This window comes from Microbacterium proteolyticum (genome assembly GCF_014192415.1).
Lineage (GTDB): Bacteria > Actinomycetota > Actinomycetes > Actinomycetales > Microbacteriaceae > Microbacterium > Microbacterium proteolyticum.
Map to the genome: position 1 here is coordinate 889205 of NZ_JACHXY010000001.1, position 20961 is coordinate 910165.

The following is a 20961-nucleotide window of genomic DNA, read 5'->3' on the forward strand; positions in this document are numbered from 1 at the left end:
GCCGCGTCAGCGGGGCCGGGCCGCGGCGATCAGCATGTCGAGCCCGCGTTCGAAGGCCCGGGTGGCGACCGGATCGGCGGGGTCCTCGTCGGCGAGGGTCTGGAAGGCGGCGGCGAAGCGGGGGAAGTCGTCTTCCTGCCCGGTCGGGTCGAACACCACCGCGGGCCCCGACATGTCGAGCACGCTCCCGAGGATGAAGTTCTCGAAAGCCGTGAGGAGCGGCAGGACGTCGCTGCTCTTCCAGCCCGCCGCCTCGGCCGCCACGACGAAGTCCTCGTACCCCGACAACAGCACCGGCGTCGACGCGCGCTCGGTCATCAGCAGCGGGATCGCGCGGGCGTGACGCGCGAACGCTCGACGATACGACCGCGCCCAGGCCCGCAGCCCCTCCTCCCACGGCAGCGAGCGCAGCGGTTCCGAGTCGATACCGGCCGAGACCAGCGCGCGCACGTCCTCGATCATCGCGGCGCGGTTGGGCACGTGGTTGTACAGGGACGTCGGGTTCACCCCCAGGCGCGCGGCCACACGCCGAAGGCTCGCGCCGTCGGGGCCGTGCCGGTCGACGAGGGCGAGCGCGGTGCGGGCTATCAGCGCACGGTTCAGCAGCGGCGTCGACGGGCGAGCGATGGCGGCCTCCTGGGGTCGCTGTCGAGCCTAGGCGCGACTGCGTCGATCAGCCCTCGCCTTCCTAAAACAAACGGTGTATGTTTACCGCCATGGACACCGCCGCCCTCACCGTCGTCGAAGCCGACATCGACCGGCTGCGCGCCGCCCTCGAGGCGGGAGAAGTAACGAGCGTCGAGCTCGTCGCCCGCTACCTCAACCGCATCGGCGCGTACGACCGTTCCGGCATCCGACTCAACGCGGTGCCCGTACTGAACCCCCGGGCGTTCGACGAAGCCCGCGCCGCGGACCTCCGCCGCTCCCACGGCGAGCCGCGCGGCCCGCTCGACGGCATTCCCTTCACCGCGAAGGACAGCTACCGGGTCGAGGGGCTGCCCGTGGCATCCGGATCCCCCGCCTTCCGCGATCTCATCGCGCAGGACGACGCCTTCGCGGTGGAACGGCTGCGCGCGGCCGGGGCGGTCTTCCTCGGTCTGACGAACATGCCGCCGATGGCCGCCGGCGGCATGCAGCGCGGCGTCTACGGCCGCGCCGAGTCGCCCTACAACGGCGACTATCTCCCGTCGGCCTTCGGCTCGGGTTCCTCGAACGGCTCGGGCACGGCCACCGCGGCCAGCTTCGCCGCCTTCGGACTCGGCGAAGAGACCTGGTCGTCCGGCCGCGCCCCCGCCTCGCACAACGCCCTCGTCGCTTACACCCCCTCACGCGGGGTCATCTCGATCCGGGGTAACTGGCCGCTCGTGCCGACCATGGACGTCGTGGTCCCCCACACCCGGTCGATGCGCGACCTGCAGTTCGTGCTCGACGCCGTCGTGGCCGACGACCCGGTGACCGACGGCGACCTGTGGCGCACGCAGCCGTGGATCGCCCTGCCGCGCCCCTCCGAGGTACGCCCCGAGTCCTTCGTGGAACTCGAGCCGCTGCCGCTGGCGGGGCTCCGCCTGGCCGTGCCGCGCATCTACGTCAACGGCGACCCCGACAACGCCTCCCCCATCGCAACGCGCGCGAGCGTGATGCGGCTGTGGGCGGACCTGCGCGCCGACCTCCAGGCCGCCGGCGCGGAGGTCATCGAGACCGACTTCCCCGTCGTCGACCGCTACGAGAAGCTCCACCCCGGCGACGAGGACTTCCTCGACCGCGGGTTCGTCACCCGGCGCTTCCTCGACGACGAGGTGGGCGACCTCGCCGTCTGGGCGATGGACGCCTTCCTCCGCCACAACGACGACCCGGCCCTCAACCGCCTCGCCGACGTCGACGCCGCGCAGATCTTCCCGCACCCCCCGGGCGCCCTCCCCGACTGCTACGGCATCTGGCACTACGACATCTCGTACGACATCGGCGACTACGTGCGCCGGGCGAAGCAGCGGCAGCCCGACTGGCGCGAGGTGACGAGCCTCGAAGAGGGCCTGCGCGGCCTCGAGCACACGCGCCGCGTCGACTTCGAGGAGTGGATGGAGGCAGGCGGCTTCGACGCCGTCATCTTCCCGACGCAGTCCGACGTGGGGCCCGCCGACGCCGACCGGAATCCCGACTCCGCCGACATCGCGTGGCGGAACGGCGTGTGGGTGTCCAACGGCAACCTCGTTCCGCGTCACCTCGGCATCCCGACCGTCACCGTGCCGATGGGCACGATGGATGACACGGGGATGCCGGTGGGCCTGACGATCGCCGGGCCCGCCTACAGCGACGTCCGGCTCGTGCAGCTCGGGTCCGCCATCACCGGGCTCGGCGAGCGCCGCACCCCGCCCCCGCGTACGCCCGCCCTGGCCGATGAGGCACTGTTCGCCCAGCCCCGGCCGGCCGCGGACGGTGAGGTGCGGGTCGACATCGACGAGGTCGTCGTCGACGGCGACCGTGTTCGTTTCACCGCGACGGTCCGCGGCGGCGCGGCCGCCGAACACGCCGCGTACGTCGACGGCGTGCGTGTGGCTCTCTCGCGTGACGGGGACCGACTGCACGGGTCGTCTCCTGTCACGCTCGCCGGTGAACCCGTGAGCGAATGGATCGGCCCCTACGGCCCCCTGGTCGTCATCGCCGTGCGCGACGACACCGGAGCCGTCGCCGGAGCCGTGGCCACGGCATCCAGCTCTCCCCTTTGACCCGACTCGACACGAGGAGCACGACATGTGGCGCATGCCCGCCGAATCCGCCCCGCACGAGCGCACCTGGATGGCGTTCCCCCGCGAGGGTGTCACCCTCGGCGACACCGTCGTGGCGCGTGAGGAGGGATACCGCGCCTGGACCGATGTCGCCCACGCGGTCGCGCGATTCGAGCCGGTGTCGATGGTCGTCGACCCGACCGAGATCGCCCGTGCCCGCCGCATGCTCGACTCGTCGATCGAGATCGTCGAGGCCCCGCTCGACGAGTTCTGGATGCGCGACGTCGGTCCCACTTTCGTCACCGACCCCGACCGGCCGGGCGCCCTCGGCGCGGTCGACTGGATCTTCAACGGCTGGGGTGCTCCCGACTGGGCCGAGTGGCAGAAGTCGGCCCTGATCGCGCGCGTGGTGGCGGAGCACGCCGGCGCCGAGGTGATCGACTCGCTGCTCGTCGCCGAGGGCGGAGGTCTGCACGTCGACGGCGTCGGCACGGTGCTGCTCACCGACACCGTGCAGCTCGACCCGCGCCGGAACCCCCACGCCGACCGCGCTCGTGTCGAGGCCGAGATGGCCCGCACCCTCGGGGCGACGGATGCCGTGTGGCTCTCGCGCGGCCTCACCCGCGACTACGACGAGTTCGGCACCAACGGCCACGTCGACATCGTCGCGACCTTCGCCTCGCCCGACCACGTGCTCCTGCACGAGCAGAGGGATGCCACCCACCCCGATCACGAGGTGTCGCGCATCGTCCGCGGTGAACTCGAGGCCGCCTTCGCCGCGCTCGGGCGCTCCGTGACCGTCACCGGGGTACCCGCCCCCACGACCCTGCGCGATGATCACGGTTGGGTCGACTGGAGCTACATCAACCACCTGGTCACCAACGACGGCGTCGTGCTCTGCGGCTTCGGAGACGAGGCCGCAGACGCGCGCGCGGCCGAGATCGTCGCCGACGCCTATCCGGGGCGTCGTGTGGTTCTGGTCGACGCGCGCCCGATCTTCGACCGGGGCGGCGGCATCCACTGCATCACGCAGCAGCAGCCGCGGGTGAGCTGAGGGCCGCCGCGGTCGATCGCGAGCACCGCTCCGGCGGGGGCGAGAGCGAGTACGGTGGAAGACGGCGAAGCCGCCCCAGGGGCCGGCGCCACACGCATATGACACCGCCTCCCCTCTCCTCCGCCCTGACGCCCCCGGGCCCCGTTCTCGTCGTCGGCGACGGTCGCATGGGGCGCGCGCTCGTGGCCGCCCTGGACGCCGCCGAGGTGCCGGTCGTCGGCCCGGCGGGTCGGGGTGAGTCGGGCGCAGACGCCGCGATCGTGCTCCTCGCGGTCCCGGATGCCGCGATCGCCACCGCCGCGCGCGCCATCGCCCCCGGCCGCACGGTCGGTCACCTCTCGGGAGCGCTCGACCTGTCGATCCTCCATCCTCACGACGCCTTCAGCGTCCACCCGCTCATGACGGTCACGACGGCCGGGGCGTCGTTCGCCGGGGTCACCGCCGCCCTCGCAGCGACGACTCCCGAGAGTTTCGCCATCGCGTCGGCCCTCGCGGAGGTTCTCGGGATGACGGGCGTGGAGGTGCGCGACCGCGACCGGGCGGCGTACCACGCGGCCGCCTCGGTCGCCGCGAACTTCCTGGTGACGCTCGAGGGGATGGCCGAGGAGCTCGCCGCGACCGCGGGGATCAGCAGGCAAGCCCTCGTCCCCCTCGTGCGCGCCGCCGTCGACAACTGGGCGGAACGCGGGGCGGCCGCAGCCCTCACCGGCCCGGTCTCGCGCGGCGACGACGCCACAGTGGCGCGGCAGCGGCGAGCCGTCGTCGAGCGCCTGCCCGACCGCGTGGCACTCTTCGACGCGCTCGTCGACGCGACGCGCGACCTCGCCACTGCTCAACGAACCGGAATCGAGTCCCTCCCGTGACCATTCGCATCGTGCGCACCGTCGCCGAACTGCGCGCAACGCTCGAACCGCATCGCGCCGGACGGATCGGGTTCGTGCCGACCATGGGCGCCCTCCACGAGGGGCACCTCTCGCTGCTGCGCGCCGCGGGGGCGGAGAACACCACCGTGGTGCTGTCGCTCTTCGTGAACCCGACCCAGTTCGGCGACGCCGCCGACCTCGAGGCGTACCCGCGTACCGAGGAGGCCGACATCGCGTCGGCCGCGCACGTCGGCACCCACGTCGTCTTCGCGCCGTCGGCGGCCGAGATGTACCCGGCGGGCTTCGCCACGACCGTTTCGGTCGACGGGGCCCTCACCGCAACGCTCGAGGGCGCCGTCCGCGGCCGCTCCCACTTCGACGGGGTCGCCACCGTCGTCGCCAAACTGCTGCTCGCCGTCCAACCCGATCGCGCGTACTTCGGCGCGAAGGACGCCCAACAGGTCGTCGTCGTCCGGCGCATGGTCACCGACCTGCGCATCCCCGTCGAGATCGTGGCGTGCCCGACCTCGCGCGACGCCGACGGCCTGGCCCGCTCCAGCCGCAACGCGCGGTTGTCGGCCGAGGAGCGCACGCTCGCGGCGGCCGTCCCGCGGTCGCTCCGCGCGGCGCAGGATGCCTTCGCCTCCGGCATCCGGGATCCTCATCGCCTCACCGCCCTCGTACACGAGGGACTCGCCCACGCCGGATTGGATCAGGAGTACGTGGAGATCGTCGACGCCGACAGCCTCGAACCGCTCACCGACATCGCGCGCCCGGCGCTGCTCGCGCTCGCCGTGCGGGTGGGCCAGGTCCGACTCATCGACAACGTGGTGCTCGATCCCGGTGTCGACGACCGCATCGTCCTCGAGAGGAGCACGGCATGACCCGCCGCAGGATGACGCTCCGCCGGCTCCGCGAGCTCGCCGAGACCGGTACGCCGCTGGTGATGGTGACGGCATACGACTACGCCTCGGGCCGGGTGGCCGAACGCGCGGGGGTCGACATCGTGTTGGTCGGCGACTCCGGCGCGCAGGTGGTGCTGGGGCACCCCGACACCACGTCGGTGACGCTCGACGAGATGTTGACGCTGTCGAAAGCCGTCCGCAGGGCGCTTCAGACCCCCCTGCTGTTGTGCGATCTGCCGTTCGGGTCGACCGAGCTGAGCGACGAACAGGCGGTCGCGACGTCGATCCGCTTCGTCCACGAGGCCGGTGCCGAGGCGGTCAAGATCGAGGGCGCGAACCCGGCACGACTGTCACGTCTGCGGGCGATCGTCGAGGCCGGAATCCCGGTCGTCGGGCACGTGGGACTCACCCCGCAGACCGCGACCGCGCTCGGTGGTCTCCGCGCGCAGGGACGTACGTCCGACGAGGCGGTCCGCGTCGCGCGCGATGCGCTGGCCGTGCAGGAGGCCGGGGCGTTCATGCTCGTCATCGAGGCCGTGCCCGCCGATGTCGTCGACGAGATCCGCCGGGCCCTGCGTATCCCCGTCATCGGCATCGGCGCCGGAGCCGCGGACGGGCAGGTGCTCGTGCAGCACGACCTGCTCGGGATCACGGAGGGCCGCGCACCCGTCTTCGTCAAGCGCTACGCCGCCCTCGGCGACGCGATGGTCGAGGGCGTCGAGGCGTACGCCCGAGAGGTGCGCGAGGGCGTCTTCCCCGCGGACGAGCACACGTACCCCGCCGCCGCCGACGCCGCGACGGCGGTGCGGGAGTTCATCGACGGGCTCTGACAAGCTCCCGTCGGCCGTCGGCGGGGTGACGGAGTCGGATCGTGCGGGTCGCTCCGGTCGACGCGCGCCGAGGCTCCGGCATCCCTCAGACCCGGCCGCGGGTGGACGGACCATCGACCGCGCGGGCCGGCTGAGCGAAGATGCTGTCATGCGCCCCGCCTCCCGTGCTCCGATCCTCGTCGGCCTCGCAGGGGTCGTCGCCCTCTCCCTCGCCGCCTGCGGGGGAACGCCGACGCCGGCCGACAGCGCCTCGATCGCCCAGAAAGCCGCACTTCTCGACATCGACCCCGCACTGGTCTTCACGACCCAGGTCGAGGGATACGACCTCGCATCGCAGTCGGTCGGACCGGCGAACGACGACGGCCTGTCGGCGACGTGGGTCGATGAGCAGACCGCGGCCATGATCACCATCCGCACCTCGCCGGGAGAACCCGACGCTGCGGGCTGCGCGGCGACGCCGCTGTGGGACCTGCCCGACGCCACGGTCACCTGCACCGAGGAGTCCGGCCTGTGGCATCGCGAGGGCGGTGGCACGCACGAGTTCTTCGTCGCGCGGGGCGGCGCCACGATCTGGGTGATCGGCCCGAACGGAACGCCGCTCGACGACCTGCACCAAGCCGCCGAGGCGGTGCGTATCCCCTCGGATGCCGAGTTGGAAGCGCTGTTCGCCGACGCGCCGACCGAGCCACCGGCACCCGTCGAACGCGGCGACCTTCCCGAGAACGGCGACGGCGCCCCGATTCAGCCATCGGGGCCGGGGGGCTGAGTCGCGCTCCGGAGCAGCCGCCATCGACCGCCCGTGCCCGCGGCTCACTCCGAGCCCGCGCGACCGCACCCGAGTGGCTGAAGCCGAGCGAGTGATCGGCCCCGTCGAGTCGGGTCCGCGAACGACCTCTCCGCTTCCGCGCTCACAACCGCGGGTCGAGCGGATCCGACTCCAATGCCAGGACCCCGAACACGGCCTCGTGGACGCGCCACAGGGGCTCACCCGCGGTCACACGACGCAGCGCCTCGATGCCGAGCGCGTACTCCCGCGCAGCCAGTGAGCGCTTGTGCCCGACATCACGGTCGCGCAGGCGCACGATGTTCTCCGTGGTGGTGTAGTCGGGCCCGTAGACGATGCGGAGGTACTCCCGACCGCGCACCTTTATGCCCGGCTGCACGAGCCCTTTTCCGGTGCGCGTCAGATTCGAGAAGGGCTTCACGACCATCCCCTCCCCGCCGGCGTCTGTCAGCTGTTCCCACCAGGCCGTCGCGGCCTGCACCGACGCAGGGTCGTCGAGGTCTACCCGCATGCGCCCGGTCGACATCACCAGCTCCGGCGCCGCCTGCGCGAGCCGGTCGGCGGCGGCGAGATGCCAGCCGTGGTCGCGTTCCTCGAAGGTCTCCGAGCCCGCTGCGAGCAGCTGGAACGGTGCGAACCGCACCTCGTCCGCGCCGCCGACGTATCGCCGGTACGCCTGACGGAAGCGATCGACGTCGTCGGCGCGCACCTTGGTGCGCTCGGCGAGTGCGGCGACGTCGACTCCGGATGCCAGGGCTGTGGCCAACACGTCAGACGCCGCCGTGGTGGCCGCCGCTCCCGCCGCACCCACCGAGGCGAAGAGATCGCGGATCAACGGCCCGGCCTTCGCCGACCACGGGACGATCTCGCCGTCGAGCAGGATCCAGTCGGCCGTCAGCTCATTCCACAGTCCGGCGCGTTCGAGAGCGTCGTCGAGTCGTGCGAGCATGACCGACTCGACGTCGGCGGGGAAGAACGCGCGCCCGGTGCGCGTGTGGATGACTCCCCGCCAACCCTCGGGGGCGTCGAAGCGAGCGGGCTTGCGAGACACCAGGACGACGGCGCGCGAGCCCATGTGCTTCTCTTCGCAGATCACGTCTGTCACACCGTGGCCGCGGAACGCGGCGAACGCCTCGTCGGGATGCTCGAGGAATCCCTCCCGTGCGGACGTCGCCGGTGGTGTCATCGTCGGCGGGAGGTAGGTGAGCCAGCGGGGGTCGATGGCCCAGCGACTCATGGTCTCGAGTCCGCCCGCCGCCTGCTGCTCTTTGATGCTCACGCGGCCGATGACACCGGTCTCGATGATCAACTTGCCCTGCACATCGGCCAACTGCAGAACGCCGGGGGCGCGCTGAGGAGCCTCGGGCACGAGCGGCCTCACGGGTTCGTACCAGACCCGCTCGGCCGGAACCGACACCACTTCGCGCTCCGGGTAGCGCATGGCGCTCAGCGCACCGCCGAACACGCACCCCGTGTCCAAGCACGCGGTGCCGTTGATCCACTCGACGGAGGGGACCGGAGTGTGGCCGTACAGCACGACGGCCTTGCCGCGGTAATCCTCGGCCCAGGGGTATCGCACGGGCAAGCCGAACTCATCGGTCTCACCCGTCGTGTCCCCGTACAACGCGAACGAGCGCACGCGCCCTGAGGCTCGGCCGTGGTACTGCTCCTTCAAGCCCGCGTGGGCCACGACGAGCCGCCCCTCATCGAGCACGAGGTGCGAGACGAGGTCGTAGCAGAAGTCGGCCACGTGCTCGCGGAACTCCGCCGACTCCTCCGCGAGCTGCGCGAGGGTCTCCGCGAGACCGTGGGTGGGCGTCACCCGTGCTCCCCGGAGCGCTCGGACGAGCTTCGCCTCGTGGTTCCCGGGAACAGCGAGTGCGGACCCGGATGCCACCATCCCCATCGCGAGACGCAGGACACCCACGACGTCGGGACCGCGGTCGACCAAGTCGCCGAGGAAGATGACACGTCGCCCCTCGGGGTGGACCGCGTCGACGGGGCGGCCCTCGTCGTCGCGGACGATGTCGTATCCCAAGCGCCCGAGGAGGCTCACCAGCTCACCGAAGCAGCCGTGCACGTCGCCGATCGCGTCGAAGGGACCGTGCTCGTCGGAGCGGTCGTTGAGAAGGCGCGTACGCTCGACGGTCGCCGCCGTCACCTCGTCGGGCGTCCGCAGAATGTGCACCTTACGAAAGCCCTCCTTGCCGATGTGGCGCAGACCGCGTCGCAGCTGGTCCGACTGCCGCTTGACGGCCGCCGGAGGGATGAGCCGGTCCGACCGTTCGGCGTTTCGCGCGAGGCACGTCGACTCGGGGAGGTCGAACACGATGGCCACCGGCAGGACGTCGTGTGCCTTCGCCAGCTCCACCAGCCGCCGCCGGGACTCCGGCTGCACGCTGGTGGCGTCGATCACCGTCAGCAACCCCGCCTCGAGACGCTTGCCCGCAACGTATTGCAACGCATCGAACGCCGCGGACGTCGCGGACTGGTCCGCCTCGTCGCCCGCGACCAGACCGCGGAAGATATCGCTGGAAAGCGCTTCGTACGGCCCGAAGTTCAGCCGGGCGAAAGTGGACTTTCCCGAGCCCGACGCCCCCACGAGCACGACGAGCGAGCGCTCGGGGATGTCGAGAACGCTCATGCCGCGACCTCCCGCCGAAGCAGCGCCAGTTGGGTGGGGGCGCCGTGGTCCGGGTGTTCGGACCCGACCGGGCGGTATTCGGCCGCGTACCCGTGCCGCCGGGCCGCCGCATCCACCCATTCCCGGAATTCGGCGCGGGTCCACTCGAACCGGTGATCTTCGTGGCGCAGCGCGCCCGCCGGCAACCCGGGGTAGAGCACGTTGTACTCCGCATTCGGTGTGGTCAAGATGACCGCCCCGGGGCGGGCACCGGCGAGGACGGCGTCTTCCAGCGCCGACAGGCGCGACGGCTCGAGGTGTTCGATGACCTCCATCAGCACCATCGCGTCCGCACCGCGCAGCCGGTCGTCGCGGTAGACGACCGAACCATGCAGCAGCTGGATCCGCTGCCGCTCGGCATCCGACATCCTCTCGACCTGCAGCGCCCGCGCCGCCTGTTCGAGCGAGCGCGCCGACACGTCGACGCCGATGATGCGCGAGATCGCCCGGTCCTTCGCCAGTCGACCCAGCAGCGCGCCCTGTCCGCAGCCCATGTCGACGACGCTGCGCGCTCCGACGTCGGAGAGAGCCTGGACGACGGCGTCCGCGCGCATCGACCGAAGCGGCGTGGCAGGAGGGTCGGCGACCGCTCCGACAGTCTGGGAGACGAGCGAAGCGTGGTGCAGGAGATATCGGCGAGTGATGAGTTCGCGCTCGGGGTGCGCGGACAGCCATCCCTCACCGGCGCGTTCGAGCTTCGCGATCTCGTCGTCGCCGACCCAGTAGTGCTTCGCATCGTCGAGGACGGGGAGCAGCACGTAAAGCTGGCGCAGGGCATCGGCCAAGCGCAAGCGTCCCGTCAACGTGATGGAACGCAAACGCGAGACGCCCCACTCGGGGAACTCCGGGTCGAGGGGGATCTGCTCTTGTTTCACACTCCAACCGCACGGAGCGAACAGGCGCTCGACCAGGTCGTCGTCGCCGCGGACCGAAACGACGGGGATCTCGATGCGAAGCGGAAGCGGTGACGCTGCGAGGTCGGGATAGGAGTCGCTGCGGCCGGTCATCGCGGTGCGGAAGACGGCGCCGATCGCCACGGCCAGCATGCTCGAGGCGACATAGGGACGGTCGTTGACGTAGTGGTCGAGCGCTCGGGTATCTCCGCGGAACCTCTTGTCGCGCACCAGACCCACCGGATCGACCTCGAGCATCATCGCGAAGGTGCACCGCTGTGGGCGGGCCTCCGGGGCGAACACGTGGATGTCGCCGACCGGCGCGGTGAAGGTCTGCGCGCGGGCGGGGTGCTTGTGCAGGAGGTAGCCGAGCACGGTGGCATCGATCTCCGAGCCGTTGTCGGGCTCGTGTGTCACGGTCACCAGCATCGACGGTTCCATCTCCGGGGCATCCGCCCACTGTAAAGCGGGGACGATCTACGCGCCACGCCGTACCCCGCCGCATGACCACGCCGTTCGTGGCGTCTCCGCTGCGGGCCTCGACGCTGTGTCTCGCTAGAGTGCCGTCCGTGGACACCCCCGCAACTCCGCACGCCGCGTACGACCGTGACATCGCGCGGAGGGAGCGGTGGGGTGACTGGTGGCGGGGCTTCGGTCGAGTCGCGTCCGCCCTGATCGTGGGCGCCCTCGCCGTCGTCCTCGTGGTGCTTTTGGTGATCAGCGTCCTCGATCTGAGACAGCCCGTGATCTGGGGCACGTTCACGCAGACGGACTGCGAGCCGCGTCCTCGGGGCGGCTGCCGCGCGATCGGAACGTGGGTCAGTGACGATGGGGATCTCGTCCGACATGACGTCTACCTCGACGGATGGCCGGAGGACGACGGCACCTCGCGCGCCAGCTACCAGCCCACCGCGATCCTCGGCGGCGAGTCAGCTGACATCGTCCATTCCTCCCTCCTCACGGGCGTCGCTCCGTGGGTCATCGGCGCGTTACTACTGTGGGGGCTGTGCCATGTCCTGGGGGTGGACGTCCGCCGCTTGCTGGCCCGCGCACGACGCCGGTCCCGCGCCGGCTCGTCCGCGCCCCCGTCGCTTCGGCGGGAATACCGACGATCGCTCGACACAATGCGGCCGCCGGAAACAGGCGCATGACGGCGATGGGCGATGTCCGGACGACAGGACGAAGGCCCCGCATCCGTGAGGATCGGGGCCTTCGTGGTGGCGGTGACGGTGGGATTTGAACCCACGGTAGGGGTGAACCTACACAACATTTCGAGTGTTGCACCTTCGGCCGCTCGGACACGTCACCGCCGGAAAGCTTACGACAGATGCGCGGATGCCGCGAATCGGCGCCCGGGCGAGGTCCCGGCATCCATTCGTCCACCGTCGAACGACCACGGTGGAGGCCGCTCACGGCCGCTGCCAGGATCGAGCCATGAGCGTGATCGAGAACTCCAAGCTGACGGTCGTGGGCGCGGGAAGCGTGGGGGCGAGTGTCGCGTACGCGGCCCTCATCCGGGGTTCGGCGCGGCACATCGCGCTCTACGACATCGCGACCGACAAGGTCGAGGCCGAGGTGCTCGACCTTGCGCACGGCACGCAGTTCACCGGTTCCAGCGACATCACCGGGGGCAGCGACGTCTCCGTCGCCGAGGGCTCCCACGTCGTCGTCATCACCGCGGGGGCGAAGCAGAACCCGGGGCAGACCCGCACCGAGCTCGCCGCCACGAACGCGCGCATCATCCGCGACATGATGCCGAACCTGCTCGAGGTCGCACCGAACGCCGTCTACGTGATCGTCACGAACCCCTGTGACGTGCTGACGGTGCTCGCGCAGGAGGCCACGGGCGTGCCCACCCGCCGCATCTTCGCCTCGGGCACGGTGCTCGACACCTCGCGGCTGCGGTGGAAGATCGCGCAGCGCGCGGGCGTCGCCACCTCGAGCGTCCACGCCTGGATCGTCGGCGAGCACGGCGACACCGAGTTCCCGCTCTGGTCCACCGCCACGATCGGATCGGTGCCGATCACGCAGTTCGAGCTTCCCGACGGCAGCCGTTTCGACGAGGACGAATTGGATGCCATCGCCGTCGACGTCCGCGATGCCGCGTACAAGGTGATCAAGGGCAAGGGCGCGACGAATTACGCGATCGGCCTGTCGAGCGCTCGCATCGTCGAGGCGATCCTGCGCGACGAGCACGCCATCATGCCCGTCAGCACCGTGCTGCAGGGTTTCCACGGCATCGACGGCATGGCCCTGTCGGTGCCGTCGGTCGTCAGCGCGGCGGGGGCCGTACCGGTCGCCGGCACGCCGTTCTCCGACGCTGAGGTGGCACTGCTGCGCCGCTCCGCCGACGCCCTCACCGAGGTCGCCGACTCGCTGCGCGGCTGAGGCCGCCTCCCCGCTCGCGAGGGACCCGATCGGCCTGCTCGCGAGGGACGTGGTCGGGCTTCGTGCGAGACAACGCGCCCGGGCTCCTTGCGAGGGACTCGGTCGGGATCCGCGCGGGTCACGCGCCCGGGCTTCGTGCGAGAAACGCGATCGGGATCCGCGCGGGTCACGCGCCCGGGCTTCGTGCGAGAAACGCGATCGGCGCGCAGAAACGCCTCGTCGAGACGTGTTTCGCCGCGAGGAGCGTTTCTCGGCGATGAGGCCGGTGGAACGCGGTCCCGGATGCCGCGACCTCGACGGCCGATGTCGGAGGCCCCGCGTAGCCTGAACCCATGGCATCCCGACGTCCCGCTGCAGCCCCCGCTCCGTACCGCTGCACCGAGTGCGGGTGGACGACGCTGAAGTGGGTCGGTCGCTGCGGTGAGTGCCAGTCGTGGGGCACCGTCGTCGAGGCCGCCGAGCAGACGGGCATCGTCCGCTCGATCACGCCGGTCGCACCCGGAGCCGCGCGCGCCGCCCGTCGCATCACCGAGATCGACACGCAAGACGCCCCTCGACGTACCAGTGGCGTCGGCGAGTTCGACCGCGTGCTGGGTGGGGGCATCGTCCCCGGCGCGGCCATCCTGCTGAGCGGCGAGCCGGGCGTGGGCAAGTCGACGCTCCTGCTGGAGGTCGCCGCACAGAGCGCCCGCGCGGGGCGCCGCGTGCTGTACGCCAGCGGCGAGGAGTCCGCCGCGCAGGTGCGTCTCCGCGCCGAGCGCACGGGCGCGCTGCACGACGAGCTCTTCCTCGCGGCCGAGACCGACCTCGCGACGATCCTCGGTCACATCGATCAGGTCGAGCCGGGCCTGCTCATCGTCGACTCCGTGCAGACGGTGTCATCAGCGCATAGCGACGGCGCCGCGGGTCAGCCGGCGCAGGTGCGCGAGGTCGCGTCGGCGCTGATCCGCGTGGCGAAAGAGCGGGGCCTGCCCGTGATCCTCGTCGGCCATGTCACGAAAGACGGGTCGATCGCCGGCCCCCGCATCCTCGAGCACCTCGTCGACGTGGTGTGCCATTTCGAGGGCGACCGGCAGACGTCATTGCGCTTCGTCCGCGCGCTCAAGAACCGCTTCGGGCCCACCGATGAGGTCGGTTGCTTCGACATGACCGGCACCGGCATCGCCGAGGTCTCCGACCCCAGCGCTCTGTTCCTCGGGCACGGCGAACCCGAGCCGGGCACGTGCGTCACCATCGCGATGGAGGGGCGACGTGCCCTGCCCGTCGAGATCCAGGCGCTCGCCGTGCGGCAGACCGCCCCCAACCCACGGCGCATCGTCAACGGCGTCGACTCGTCGCGCGTGGCGATGGTGCTCGCCGTGCTCGAGAGTCGTATGGGCCTGACGCTGTCCGACCGCGACGTCTACGTCTCGACCGTCGGCGGCGTACGCCTCGTCGAGCCCGCGGCCGACCTCGCCATCGCCATCGCCGTGGCCAATGCGGTGAAGAACCGCAAGGTGTCGAAACGTCTCGCCGCGATCGGCGAGCTGACCCTGACCGGCGAGATCCGCAACGTCACCCAGGCTGCACAGCGGGCATCCGAGGCCAAACGGCTCGGGTATCACACGGTGCTCGACTCGTCGTCGCGCAAGCTCGCTCAGGCACTCAACGAACTGCAGGTGCGTGGTATGCCGCGCGACGAGGGCGAGCCCGGATTCTGACCCGCCGCCGGGCGCCGGCTCACCGCCTCGACCTGAAGCCATGGTCGGTCACATGGCAGAAAAGCCGGAGGGCTCGGTGGTGCGTCCGTCGCGGCCGCCCTGTGGCCACGTTCCTGGGATTGGCGCCCGCGAGGAGCGGACCGGTGGCGGCGCGCCTCGGGTCAGCGCCCGGGAGGAGCGGACCGACGGCGGCGGTGCGGCGACGTCATGCCCAGAACGGCGGGGATGACAAGTCCGGCGGCGCACACGGCGCCGGCGATCAGGAACTCCATGGCCCCGAGTCTTGCACGCCGGCCTCACCCGCGCGACTCACCTTATTCACCACCCAAGCGAACCGCTCGCCCGCAGTGCCGGCCCGCCCACACGCTCCGGTGGCATAGCCCGCGAGCACCGCGCCGCTGGTCGAGCCCACACGCAGCGGCCTCCCCGCCCACCCGCAGGCGGGCGATCCTGCACGCGATGTGGTTCGATCACACGCATCCAGGCCGGACGAACGCGCTCGCGCGCGAAGTCACCTCGGATCGACTCCCGCCGTGTCAGGCGTCGAGTGCGGCGATGAGATCGGCGGGTGACGCCTGGATGGGGTGAGGCCCGGCGATGTCGATGAACACCGTGGTGATGGCATCCTGATGCGCACCGAGGAACGCCCGAAGCCACTGGGGAGACTGCAACGCCACGTGCGGGGGCAGCGTCTCGGGCTTGTGCGCGGCGTCGCTGAACAGCAGCAGCGCGACCTGACCGTTGTTCGGGTCGCGGTACGTCCACACCTCGCCGACGCTGAGGGGGTTGTCCGCGTCACCCGGGGTCATCAGGGGAACGACGGTGGGGCCGTGACGCAGCGCGAATGCGATGGCGGCCATGTCCTGGGTCTGCAGCGCGTCGGAGAGTGCGGTGTTCTTGAAGTCCACGTCGAGCTTCTTCCCCTTGCGCTTCTTGCCTGCGGCCATCTTCCGAGCCTATCCGCGGCCCCGCGCCCTCCGGTTCCCGCGCCCGTGACCGCGCCGGAGGGAGGAGATGCGGCGAAGGGAGGACCACCGACGCGAAAGCATCCTCCGCTCGCCGCATCCCGTCCCCCGGTCCCGCATCACGGCCGCAGGGACGACGACCGGTACCCGGCGCCGGGTCAGCCGAGACGTGTCCCGAACGGGAGCCGCGTCACTGCAACACGAACGACGCAGTCCCCGCCGAGGGGATGCCGCCGATCGAAACGCTCAGGTGGTACGTCGCGCCTCCGCCCGGTGCGTAGGGACGTTCCCCGTCGCACGAGCTGACGGACGAGCGCGTGCGATCCCAGGTCAGCGGGGCGGAACTGGTGACGACCTGGCCCGCGGCGAGCGTCACTTCCATGTCGCTCGGCTCCGATTGACAATCGGTCGAGCGCCACCACACATCGGTCCCGCTCGTCACCGTGAACGACTGCGCGCTCGTGCCCACATTCAAGACGCACGGGGTGGCCGATGTGTTCGACAGCCGAATGGACAACTGCGGATTCTCACCCTGGGCGTACTCCGCCTTGTCCGACAGCGCCTCCACCGTGATGTTCGCCGCCGTGCACTCGAGGGGCCCTGCCGGCACGCTCGGCGTCGGTGTCGCCGAGGAGCCTGCCGTCGGCGTGACGGCCGCCGAGGGCGACGCAGCGGTCGCCGACGGCGACGCCGCAGCACTGCTGACGGACGGGTCGGACGAGGGGGCGGCGGTCGGTGCGACACGCCAGGGCGGAGCCGCGACGAGCCACACGACGAGGCCGATCACGATCAGGGCGAGAAGCCCTGCCGCGAGACGGCGTCGGCGATAGACCGCCGGGGACTGCCTCCGCCTACGGGGGGCATCGGTCATGGTTCCAGGGTAGGCGTCCTGGCCGTGAGCCCTCTCCACGGCACGCTCGGAATCGCCGGTGCGTCACCGCCCCGCGGGACGCCGACTGAGCTCAGAGGTTCTTCAACATGCGGGTGTTGCCGAGCGTGTTGGGCTTCACATGCGCGAGGTCGAGGAACTCGGCGACACCCTCGTCGGGGCTGCGCACGAGCTGCGAGTACACGTCGGGGGGCACCACCTGTTCGCCGATCTCGGCGAACCCGCGTCGAGTGAAGAAATCCACCTCGAACGTGAGGCAGAACAGGCGCGACACACCCAGCTCGCGGGCGCGCTGCTCGAGCGTCTCGACGAGGGCACGCCCGACTCCCAGGTGCAGCCAGTCGTCGTGCACGATGAGGGTGCGGATCTCGCCGAGGTCCTCCCACATGATGTGGAGCGCGCCGCAGCCGACGACGATGCCGTCGACCTCGGCGACGACGAACTGCTGAACCGAGCCGTAGAGCACGACCAGGTCTTTGCCCAGCAGGATCCGTTTCTGCACGAAGGGTTCGAGCAGCTCGTGGATGCGTCGGACGTCGGCGGTTCCGGCGGAGCGGACGACGAACGGCGCGGGAGAAGTCATCGTCCCAGCGTACGCCGCGACGGCGAAGGGGCCCGGATGCCATGGCATCCGGGCCCCTTCGTGCTACGGCGTCAGCTGCCGGCGAGGGTGTCGGGGGTAGCGGCGATCTCGCCGACCGTCCCGACGCCGAGCGCGACCTTCTCGCCCCGCGGGCTGGTCTCGAACGAGAACTGCCCGTTCTCGACGCCGACCTTGACGTGGTCGCCGGCCTCGAGTTCGCCGTGCAGGATCTTCTCGCTGAGGCGGTCTTCCACCTCGCGCTGCATGGCGCGGCGGAGGGGACGCGCACCGAGAGTCGGGTCGAAACCGATCTCGATGAGCTTGTCCTTCGCGTCATCCGACAGCTCCACCGTCATGTCGCGGTCGAGCAGACGGTCGGCCAGCCGCTTGACGAACAGGCCGACGATCTGGCGAAGCTCGGGCTTGCTCAGCTGCGGGAAGACGATGACGTCGTCGACGCGGTTGAGGAACTCGGGCTTGAAGTGTCGTTTGAGCTCCTCGTCGACCTTGCCCTTCATCCGCTCGTAGGACGTCTGGGCGTTGCCCTCGACCTGGAAGCCCACCGGGCCCCCGGCGATCGCCGACGAACCGAGGTTGGTCGTCATGATGATCACCGTGTTCTTGAAGTCGATGACGCGACCCTGACCATCGGTCAGGCGACCCTCTTCGAGGATCTGCAGCAGCGAGTTGAAGATGTCGGGGTGAGCCTTCTCGATCTCGTCGAAGAGCACGACCGAGAACGGCTTGCGGCGCACCTTCTCGGTGAGCTGGCCACCCTCTTCGAATCCGACGAACCCGGGAGGGGCACCGAACAGACGCGAGACGGTGTGCTTCTCACCGAACTCCGACATGTCGAGCGAGATCAGCGCGCCCTCGTCGTCGAAGAGGAACTCGGCGAGCGCCTTGGCGAGTTCGGTCTTTCCGACGCCCGTGGGGCCGGCGAAGATGAACGAGCCAGAGGGGCGCTTCGGGTCCTTGAGGCCGGCCCGCTGACGACGGATCGTCCGCGAAAGGGCCGCGATGGCCTCTTCCTGGCCGATGACGCGCTGGTGCAGAGCCTTCTCCATGAACATGAGGCGGCTGGACTCTTCTTCGGTGAGCTTGAACACCGGGATGCCGGTCGCCTGGGCGAGCACCTCGGCGATCAGGCCCTCGTCGACCACCGCGTGGGAGGCGACGTCTCCCGAGCGCCACTGCTTCTCGAGGCGCAGGCGCTCCGCGAGCAGCGACTTCTCCTCGTCGCGCAGCGACGCGGCCTTCTCGAAGTCCTGCTCCTCGGAGGCCTGCTCCTTCTGCTCGCGGACCTTGGCGATCTTCTCGTCGAACTCGCGCAGCTCCGGCGGCGACGACAGGATCGACAGACGCAGGCGGGCGCCGGCCTCGTCGATCAGGTCGATCGCCTTGTCGGGGAGGAACCGGTCGCTGATGTAGCGGTCGGCGAGATTGGCCGCGGCGACGATGGCGCCGTCGGTGATCTGCACCTTGTGGTGCGCCTCGTAACGGTCGCGCAGACCCTTCAAGATGTTGATCGCGTGGGGCAGGCTCGGCTCGGCCACCTGGATCGGCTGGAAGCGGCGCTCGAGCGCGGCATCCTTTTCGAAGTGCTTGCGGTACTCATCCAGCGTGGTAGCGCCGATGGTCTGGAGCTCTCCACGAGCGAGCAGCGGCTTGAGGATGGATGCCGCGTCGATCGCGCCCTCGGCCGCACCGGCACCCACGAGGGTGTGGATCTCGTCGATGAAGACGATGATGTCACCGCGCGTGCGGATCTCTTTCGTGACCTTCTTCAGGCGCTCTTCGAAGTCACCGCGGTAGCGGGAACCGGCGATGAGCGAACCGAGGTCGAGCGAGTAGACCTGCTTGTCCTTCAGCGTCTCGGGCACGTCGCCCTTGACGATGGCCTGCGCGAGACCCTCGACGACCGCCGTCTTTCCGACACCGGGCTCGCCGATGAGGACAGGGTTGTTCTTGGAGCGGCGCGACAGGATCTGCATGACGCGCTCGATCTCTTTCTCGCGCCCGATCACGGGGTCGAGCTTGTTGTCGCGCGCGGCCTGCGTGAGGTTGCGACCGAACTGGTCGAGCACGGCCGAGCCGCCCTGAGCGGCGGCGGACTGCTGCTCGCCGGCGCCGGAGGCGACCCCTGCGGGCTCTTTGCCCTGGTAGCCCGAGAGCAGCTGGATGACCTGCTGGCGCACCTTGTTCAGGTCGGCGCCGAGCTTGACGAGCACCTGGGCCGCCACACCCTCGCCCTCACGGATGAGGCCGAGCAGAATGTGCTCGGTGCCGATGTAGTTGTGGCCGAGCTGCAGCGCTTCGCGCAAGGACAGCTCCAGGACCTTCTTGGCACGCGGCGTGAAGGGGATGTGCCCCGTGGGCTGCTGCTGTCCCTGGCCGATGATGTCCTGCACCTGCTCGCGCACGGCGTCGAGGGAGATGCCGAGGGACTCGAGCGCCTTGGCCGCGACACCTTCGCCCTCGTGGATCAGTCCCAGCAGGATGTGCTCGGTGCCGATGTAGTTGTGGTTGAGCATCTTCGCCTCTTCTTGGGCGAGGACGACCACACGACGGGCACGGTCGGTGAATCTCTCGAACATCTCAGTCCCTCCAGAAATGGGCTGACAGGCACGCCTCCGCGCGCCGTACATCGAGAGTAACCAGCGGCCGGAGGCCAGGGACGCGTGTTCGCCGTGGGCATACCGCGACTGCGGCCGGTCTTGCGGGACCTATCGATAGTCGTTACATTATCGATCACCGATAACAACGATCATCGATAAGGAGCGATCATGGCATCCCCCCGATCCACCTCTCGCACCCTCTCCCGTGGCGACACCTGGAGCTTCCTGCTCTTCATCGTCGCGGGAATAGCGATCGCCGCATGGGCGGTCATCCGCAGCATCGGCAACATCGTCGCGGCGGTCGGAAACCGCGACGTGCGCGTGCCGATCGAGTTCCTCGACACCGTCGCGCAGGCCCCCATCGGTCCCGACGGCGCCGGCGTGCCCGTCGAGCTGACCGGCGCCGTGGTCACCGCCCCGTCGTTGCCGCTCGCCTCCCTCTGGGCACTCTTCCTGGGCGAGGGCATCTTCGCCGCAACGGTCGTCACGGTGGTCGTCCTGCTGCTCGTGCTGTGCGTCGGCATCCTGCGCGGGCACATCTTCAGCCGCCGCCACACCGTCCTTGTCACGTCCGTGGGAGCCGTCGCGCTGGTGGGAGCCTTCGGCGTCCCCTTCTTCCACAACATGGTGGCCAATGGCGCGCTGGCCTTGCTGTCCGAGCGTACGTACGACCGTGGGCTCACTCAGCAGATCGATCTGCCCGTCCTCATCGCGATCGGCTTCGTCGCGGGCCTGTCGAGCACCGTCTTCGCTGTCGGCGACCGTTTTCAGCGCGACACCGAAGGTCTCGTATGACCCCGGCGACCGCGGAGGACGGGCCCACCGGCATCCACTGCCGCCTCGATGAGCTCCTCGAGGCGCGGGGTCTGACGCTCACCCGCCTCAGCGAACTGGTCGGGGTCTCGGTGGTGAACCTGTCGGTGCTGAAGAACGACCGCGCCCGCGCGATCCGCTACTCCACGCTCGCGGCGATCTGTCGCGTGCTGGAGTGCGAGGTCGGCGACCTCCTCGTGGTCGAGCGCTGACGTCTCCCCGTCAGCCGCAGCCGAACACGGGGACGAGGTCGGTCGAGCGTCGAGGTCT

The 20961-nt window shown here is 70.3% G+C and carries 17 protein-coding genes, 1 tRNA gene and 1 pseudogene; 11 read left to right on the top strand and 8 right to left on the bottom strand.

The annotated features are described in order from the left end of the window. Window positions 1–6 precede the first annotated feature (6 nt). Complete coding sequence (locus tag FHS07_RS04145) at window positions 7–627, bottom strand: TetR/AcrR family transcriptional regulator (protein WP_343054654.1); 621 nt, start codon at window positions 625–627, stop codon at window positions 7–9. Between the two features lie 89 nt (window positions 628–716). On the opposite strand from FHS07_RS04145, the pseudogene FHS07_RS04150 reads away from it, so the two are divergent. From FHS07_RS04150 to FHS07_RS04175, 6 genes and pseudogenes are all read left to right on the top strand, one after another. Then, window positions 717–2390, top strand: a pseudogene (locus FHS07_RS04150) (amidase); the annotation flags it as partial. Between the two features lie 358 nt (window positions 2391–2748). Continuing rightward, window positions 2749–3777, top strand: a complete 1029-nt coding sequence (locus FHS07_RS04155; RefSeq protein ID WP_246383104.1) for an agmatine deiminase family protein — start codon at window positions 2749–2751, stop codon at window positions 3775–3777. A 98-nt stretch (window positions 3778–3875) separates the two neighbouring features. Further along, window positions 3876–4640, top strand: coding sequence for a DUF2520 domain-containing protein (locus FHS07_RS04160; protein WP_183418599.1), 765 nt, complete (start codon window positions 3876–3878; stop codon window positions 4638–4640). A 2-nt stretch (window positions 4641–4642) separates the two neighbouring features. Beyond that, window positions 4643–5524 (top strand): pantoate--beta-alanine ligase, encoded by an 882-nt coding sequence (panC, locus tag FHS07_RS04165; protein ID WP_183419397.1) that lies wholly within the window; start codon window positions 4643–4645, stop codon window positions 5522–5524. Next, a complete protein-coding gene (panB, locus tag FHS07_RS04170) occupies window positions 5521–6375 on the top strand; it encodes a 3-methyl-2-oxobutanoate hydroxymethyltransferase (RefSeq protein ID WP_183418600.1) in 855 nt (284 codons plus the stop codon). Before panC ends, panB begins: the two co-directional genes overlap by 4 nt. Window positions 6376–6523: 148 nt before the next feature. Beyond that, window positions 6524–7141 (top strand): hypothetical protein, encoded by a 618-nt coding sequence (locus tag FHS07_RS04175; protein ID WP_183418601.1) that lies wholly within the window; start codon window positions 6524–6526, stop codon window positions 7139–7141. Between the two features lie 142 nt (window positions 7142–7283). Here FHS07_RS04175 and FHS07_RS04180 read toward each other — a convergent pair whose 3' ends face one another. After that, entirely contained in the window at window positions 7284–9803 is a 2520-nt protein-coding gene (locus FHS07_RS04180) for a polynucleotide kinase-phosphatase (protein ID WP_183418602.1), read from the bottom strand. Further along, the gene (locus tag FHS07_RS04185) at window positions 9800–11164 is read right to left on the bottom strand and encodes a 3' terminal RNA ribose 2'-O-methyltransferase Hen1 (RefSeq protein ID WP_183418603.1); all 1365 of its coding nucleotides are present in this window, start codon (window positions 11162–11164) and stop codon (window positions 9800–9802) included. The genes FHS07_RS04180 and FHS07_RS04185 overlap by 4 nt, the downstream gene beginning before the upstream one ends. A gap of 74 nt (window positions 11165–11238) precedes the next feature. Between FHS07_RS04185 and FHS07_RS04190 the strand changes: the two genes are divergently transcribed. Continuing rightward, window positions 11239–11886, top strand: coding sequence for a hypothetical protein (locus FHS07_RS04190; RefSeq protein ID WP_183418604.1), 648 nt, complete (start codon window positions 11239–11241; stop codon window positions 11884–11886). A gap of 67 nt (window positions 11887–11953) precedes the next feature. On the opposite strand, the gene FHS07_RS04195 is transcribed toward FHS07_RS04190, so the two are convergent. Next, window positions 11954–12043 (bottom strand) — tRNA-Ser (locus tag FHS07_RS04195). 126 nt (window positions 12044–12169) lie between these two features. Here FHS07_RS04195 and FHS07_RS04200 point away from each other — a divergent pair. After that, window positions 12170–13123, top strand: a complete 954-nt coding sequence (locus tag FHS07_RS04200; RefSeq protein ID WP_183418605.1) for an L-lactate dehydrogenase — start codon at window positions 12170–12172, stop codon at window positions 13121–13123. A 332-nt stretch (window positions 13124–13455) separates the two neighbouring features. After that, window positions 13456–14823, top strand: coding sequence for a DNA repair protein RadA (gene radA / locus FHS07_RS04205; protein WP_183418606.1), 1368 nt, complete (start codon window positions 13456–13458; stop codon window positions 14821–14823). Between the two features lie 536 nt (window positions 14824–15359). Here radA and FHS07_RS04210 read toward each other — a convergent pair. The 4 genes from FHS07_RS04210 to FHS07_RS04225 all read right to left on the bottom strand — a co-directional run bounded on the left by FHS07_RS04210 (window position 15360) and on the right by FHS07_RS04225 (window position 19857). Next, window positions 15360–15770, bottom strand: coding sequence for a dehydrogenase (locus tag FHS07_RS04210; protein WP_183418607.1), 411 nt, complete (start codon window positions 15768–15770; stop codon window positions 15360–15362). Window positions 15771–15978: 208 nt separating this feature from the next. After that, the gene (locus FHS07_RS04215; protein WP_183418608.1) at window positions 15979–16659 is read right to left on the bottom strand and encodes a hypothetical protein; all 681 of its coding nucleotides are present in this window, start codon (window positions 16657–16659) and stop codon (window positions 15979–15981) included. Window positions 16660–16750: 91 nt separating this feature from the next. Continuing rightward, on the bottom strand, window positions 16751–17260 hold the full coding sequence (locus tag FHS07_RS04220) for an amino-acid N-acetyltransferase (RefSeq protein ID WP_183418609.1): 510 nt from the start codon (window positions 17258–17260) through the stop codon (window positions 16751–16753). Window positions 17261–17331: 71 nt separating this feature from the next. Further along, window positions 17332–19857: an ATP-dependent Clp protease ATP-binding subunit gene (locus FHS07_RS04225; RefSeq protein ID WP_183418610.1), complete on the bottom strand. Its 2526-nt coding sequence runs from the start codon at window positions 19855–19857 to the stop codon at window positions 17332–17334. 189 nt (window positions 19858–20046) lie between these two features. Here FHS07_RS04225 and FHS07_RS04230 point away from each other — a divergent pair, with 189 nt between their 5' ends. Further along, entirely contained in the window at window positions 20047–20673 is a 627-nt protein-coding gene (locus FHS07_RS04230) for a hypothetical protein (protein WP_183418611.1), read from the top strand. Then, on the top strand, window positions 20670–20903 hold the full coding sequence (locus FHS07_RS04235; RefSeq protein WP_183418612.1) for a helix-turn-helix domain-containing protein: 234 nt from the start codon (window positions 20670–20672) through the stop codon (window positions 20901–20903). The genes FHS07_RS04230 and FHS07_RS04235 overlap by 4 nt, the downstream gene beginning before the upstream one ends. Window positions 20904–20961: the final 58 nt, after the last annotated feature.

Excerpts from the sequence above, each read along its gene's own strand:
- FHS07_RS04155 (WP_246383104.1), top strand. The coding sequence starts at position 2,749 with ATGTGGCGCATGCCCGCCGAATCCGCCCCGCACGAGCGCACCTGGATG.
- FHS07_RS04160 (WP_183418599.1), top strand. The coding sequence starts at position 3,876 with ATGACACCGCCTCCCCTCTCCTCCGCCCTGACGCCCCCGGGCCCCGTT.
- panB (WP_183418600.1), top strand. The coding sequence starts at position 5,521 with ATGACCCGCCGCAGGATGACGCTCCGCCGGCTCCGCGAGCTCGCCGAG.
- FHS07_RS04175 (WP_183418601.1), top strand. The coding sequence starts at position 6,524 with ATGCGCCCCGCCTCCCGTGCTCCGATCCTCGTCGGCCTCGCAGGGGTC.
- FHS07_RS04180 (WP_183418602.1), bottom strand. The coding sequence starts at position 9,803 with ATGAGCGTTCTCGACATCCCCGAGCGCTCGCTCGTCGTGCTCGTGGGG.
- FHS07_RS04185 (WP_183418603.1), bottom strand. The coding sequence starts at position 11,164 with ATGCTGGTGACCGTGACACACGAGCCCGACAACGGCTCGGAGATCGAT.
- FHS07_RS04190 (WP_183418604.1), top strand. The coding sequence starts at position 11,239 with ATGACCACGCCGTTCGTGGCGTCTCCGCTGCGGGCCTCGACGCTGTGT.
- FHS07_RS04200 (WP_183418605.1), top strand. The coding sequence starts at position 12,170 with ATGAGCGTGATCGAGAACTCCAAGCTGACGGTCGTGGGCGCGGGAAGC.
- radA (WP_183418606.1), top strand. The coding sequence starts at position 13,456 with ATGGCATCCCGACGTCCCGCTGCAGCCCCCGCTCCGTACCGCTGCACC.
- FHS07_RS04210 (WP_183418607.1), bottom strand. The coding sequence starts at position 15,770 with ATGGCCGCAGGCAAGAAGCGCAAGGGGAAGAAGCTCGACGTGGACTTC.
- FHS07_RS04215 (WP_183418608.1), bottom strand. The coding sequence starts at position 16,659 with ATGACCGATGCCCCCCGTAGGCGGAGGCAGTCCCCGGCGGTCTATCGC.
- FHS07_RS04220 (WP_183418609.1), bottom strand. The coding sequence starts at position 17,260 with ATGACTTCTCCCGCGCCGTTCGTCGTCCGCTCCGCCGGAACCGCCGAC.
- FHS07_RS04225 (WP_183418610.1), bottom strand. The coding sequence starts at position 19,857 with ATGTTCGAGAGATTCACCGACCGTGCCCGTCGTGTGGTCGTCCTCGCC.
- FHS07_RS04230 (WP_183418611.1), top strand. The coding sequence starts at position 20,047 with ATGGCATCCCCCCGATCCACCTCTCGCACCCTCTCCCGTGGCGACACC.
- FHS07_RS04235 (WP_183418612.1), top strand. The coding sequence starts at position 20,670 with ATGACCCCGGCGACCGCGGAGGACGGGCCCACCGGCATCCACTGCCGC.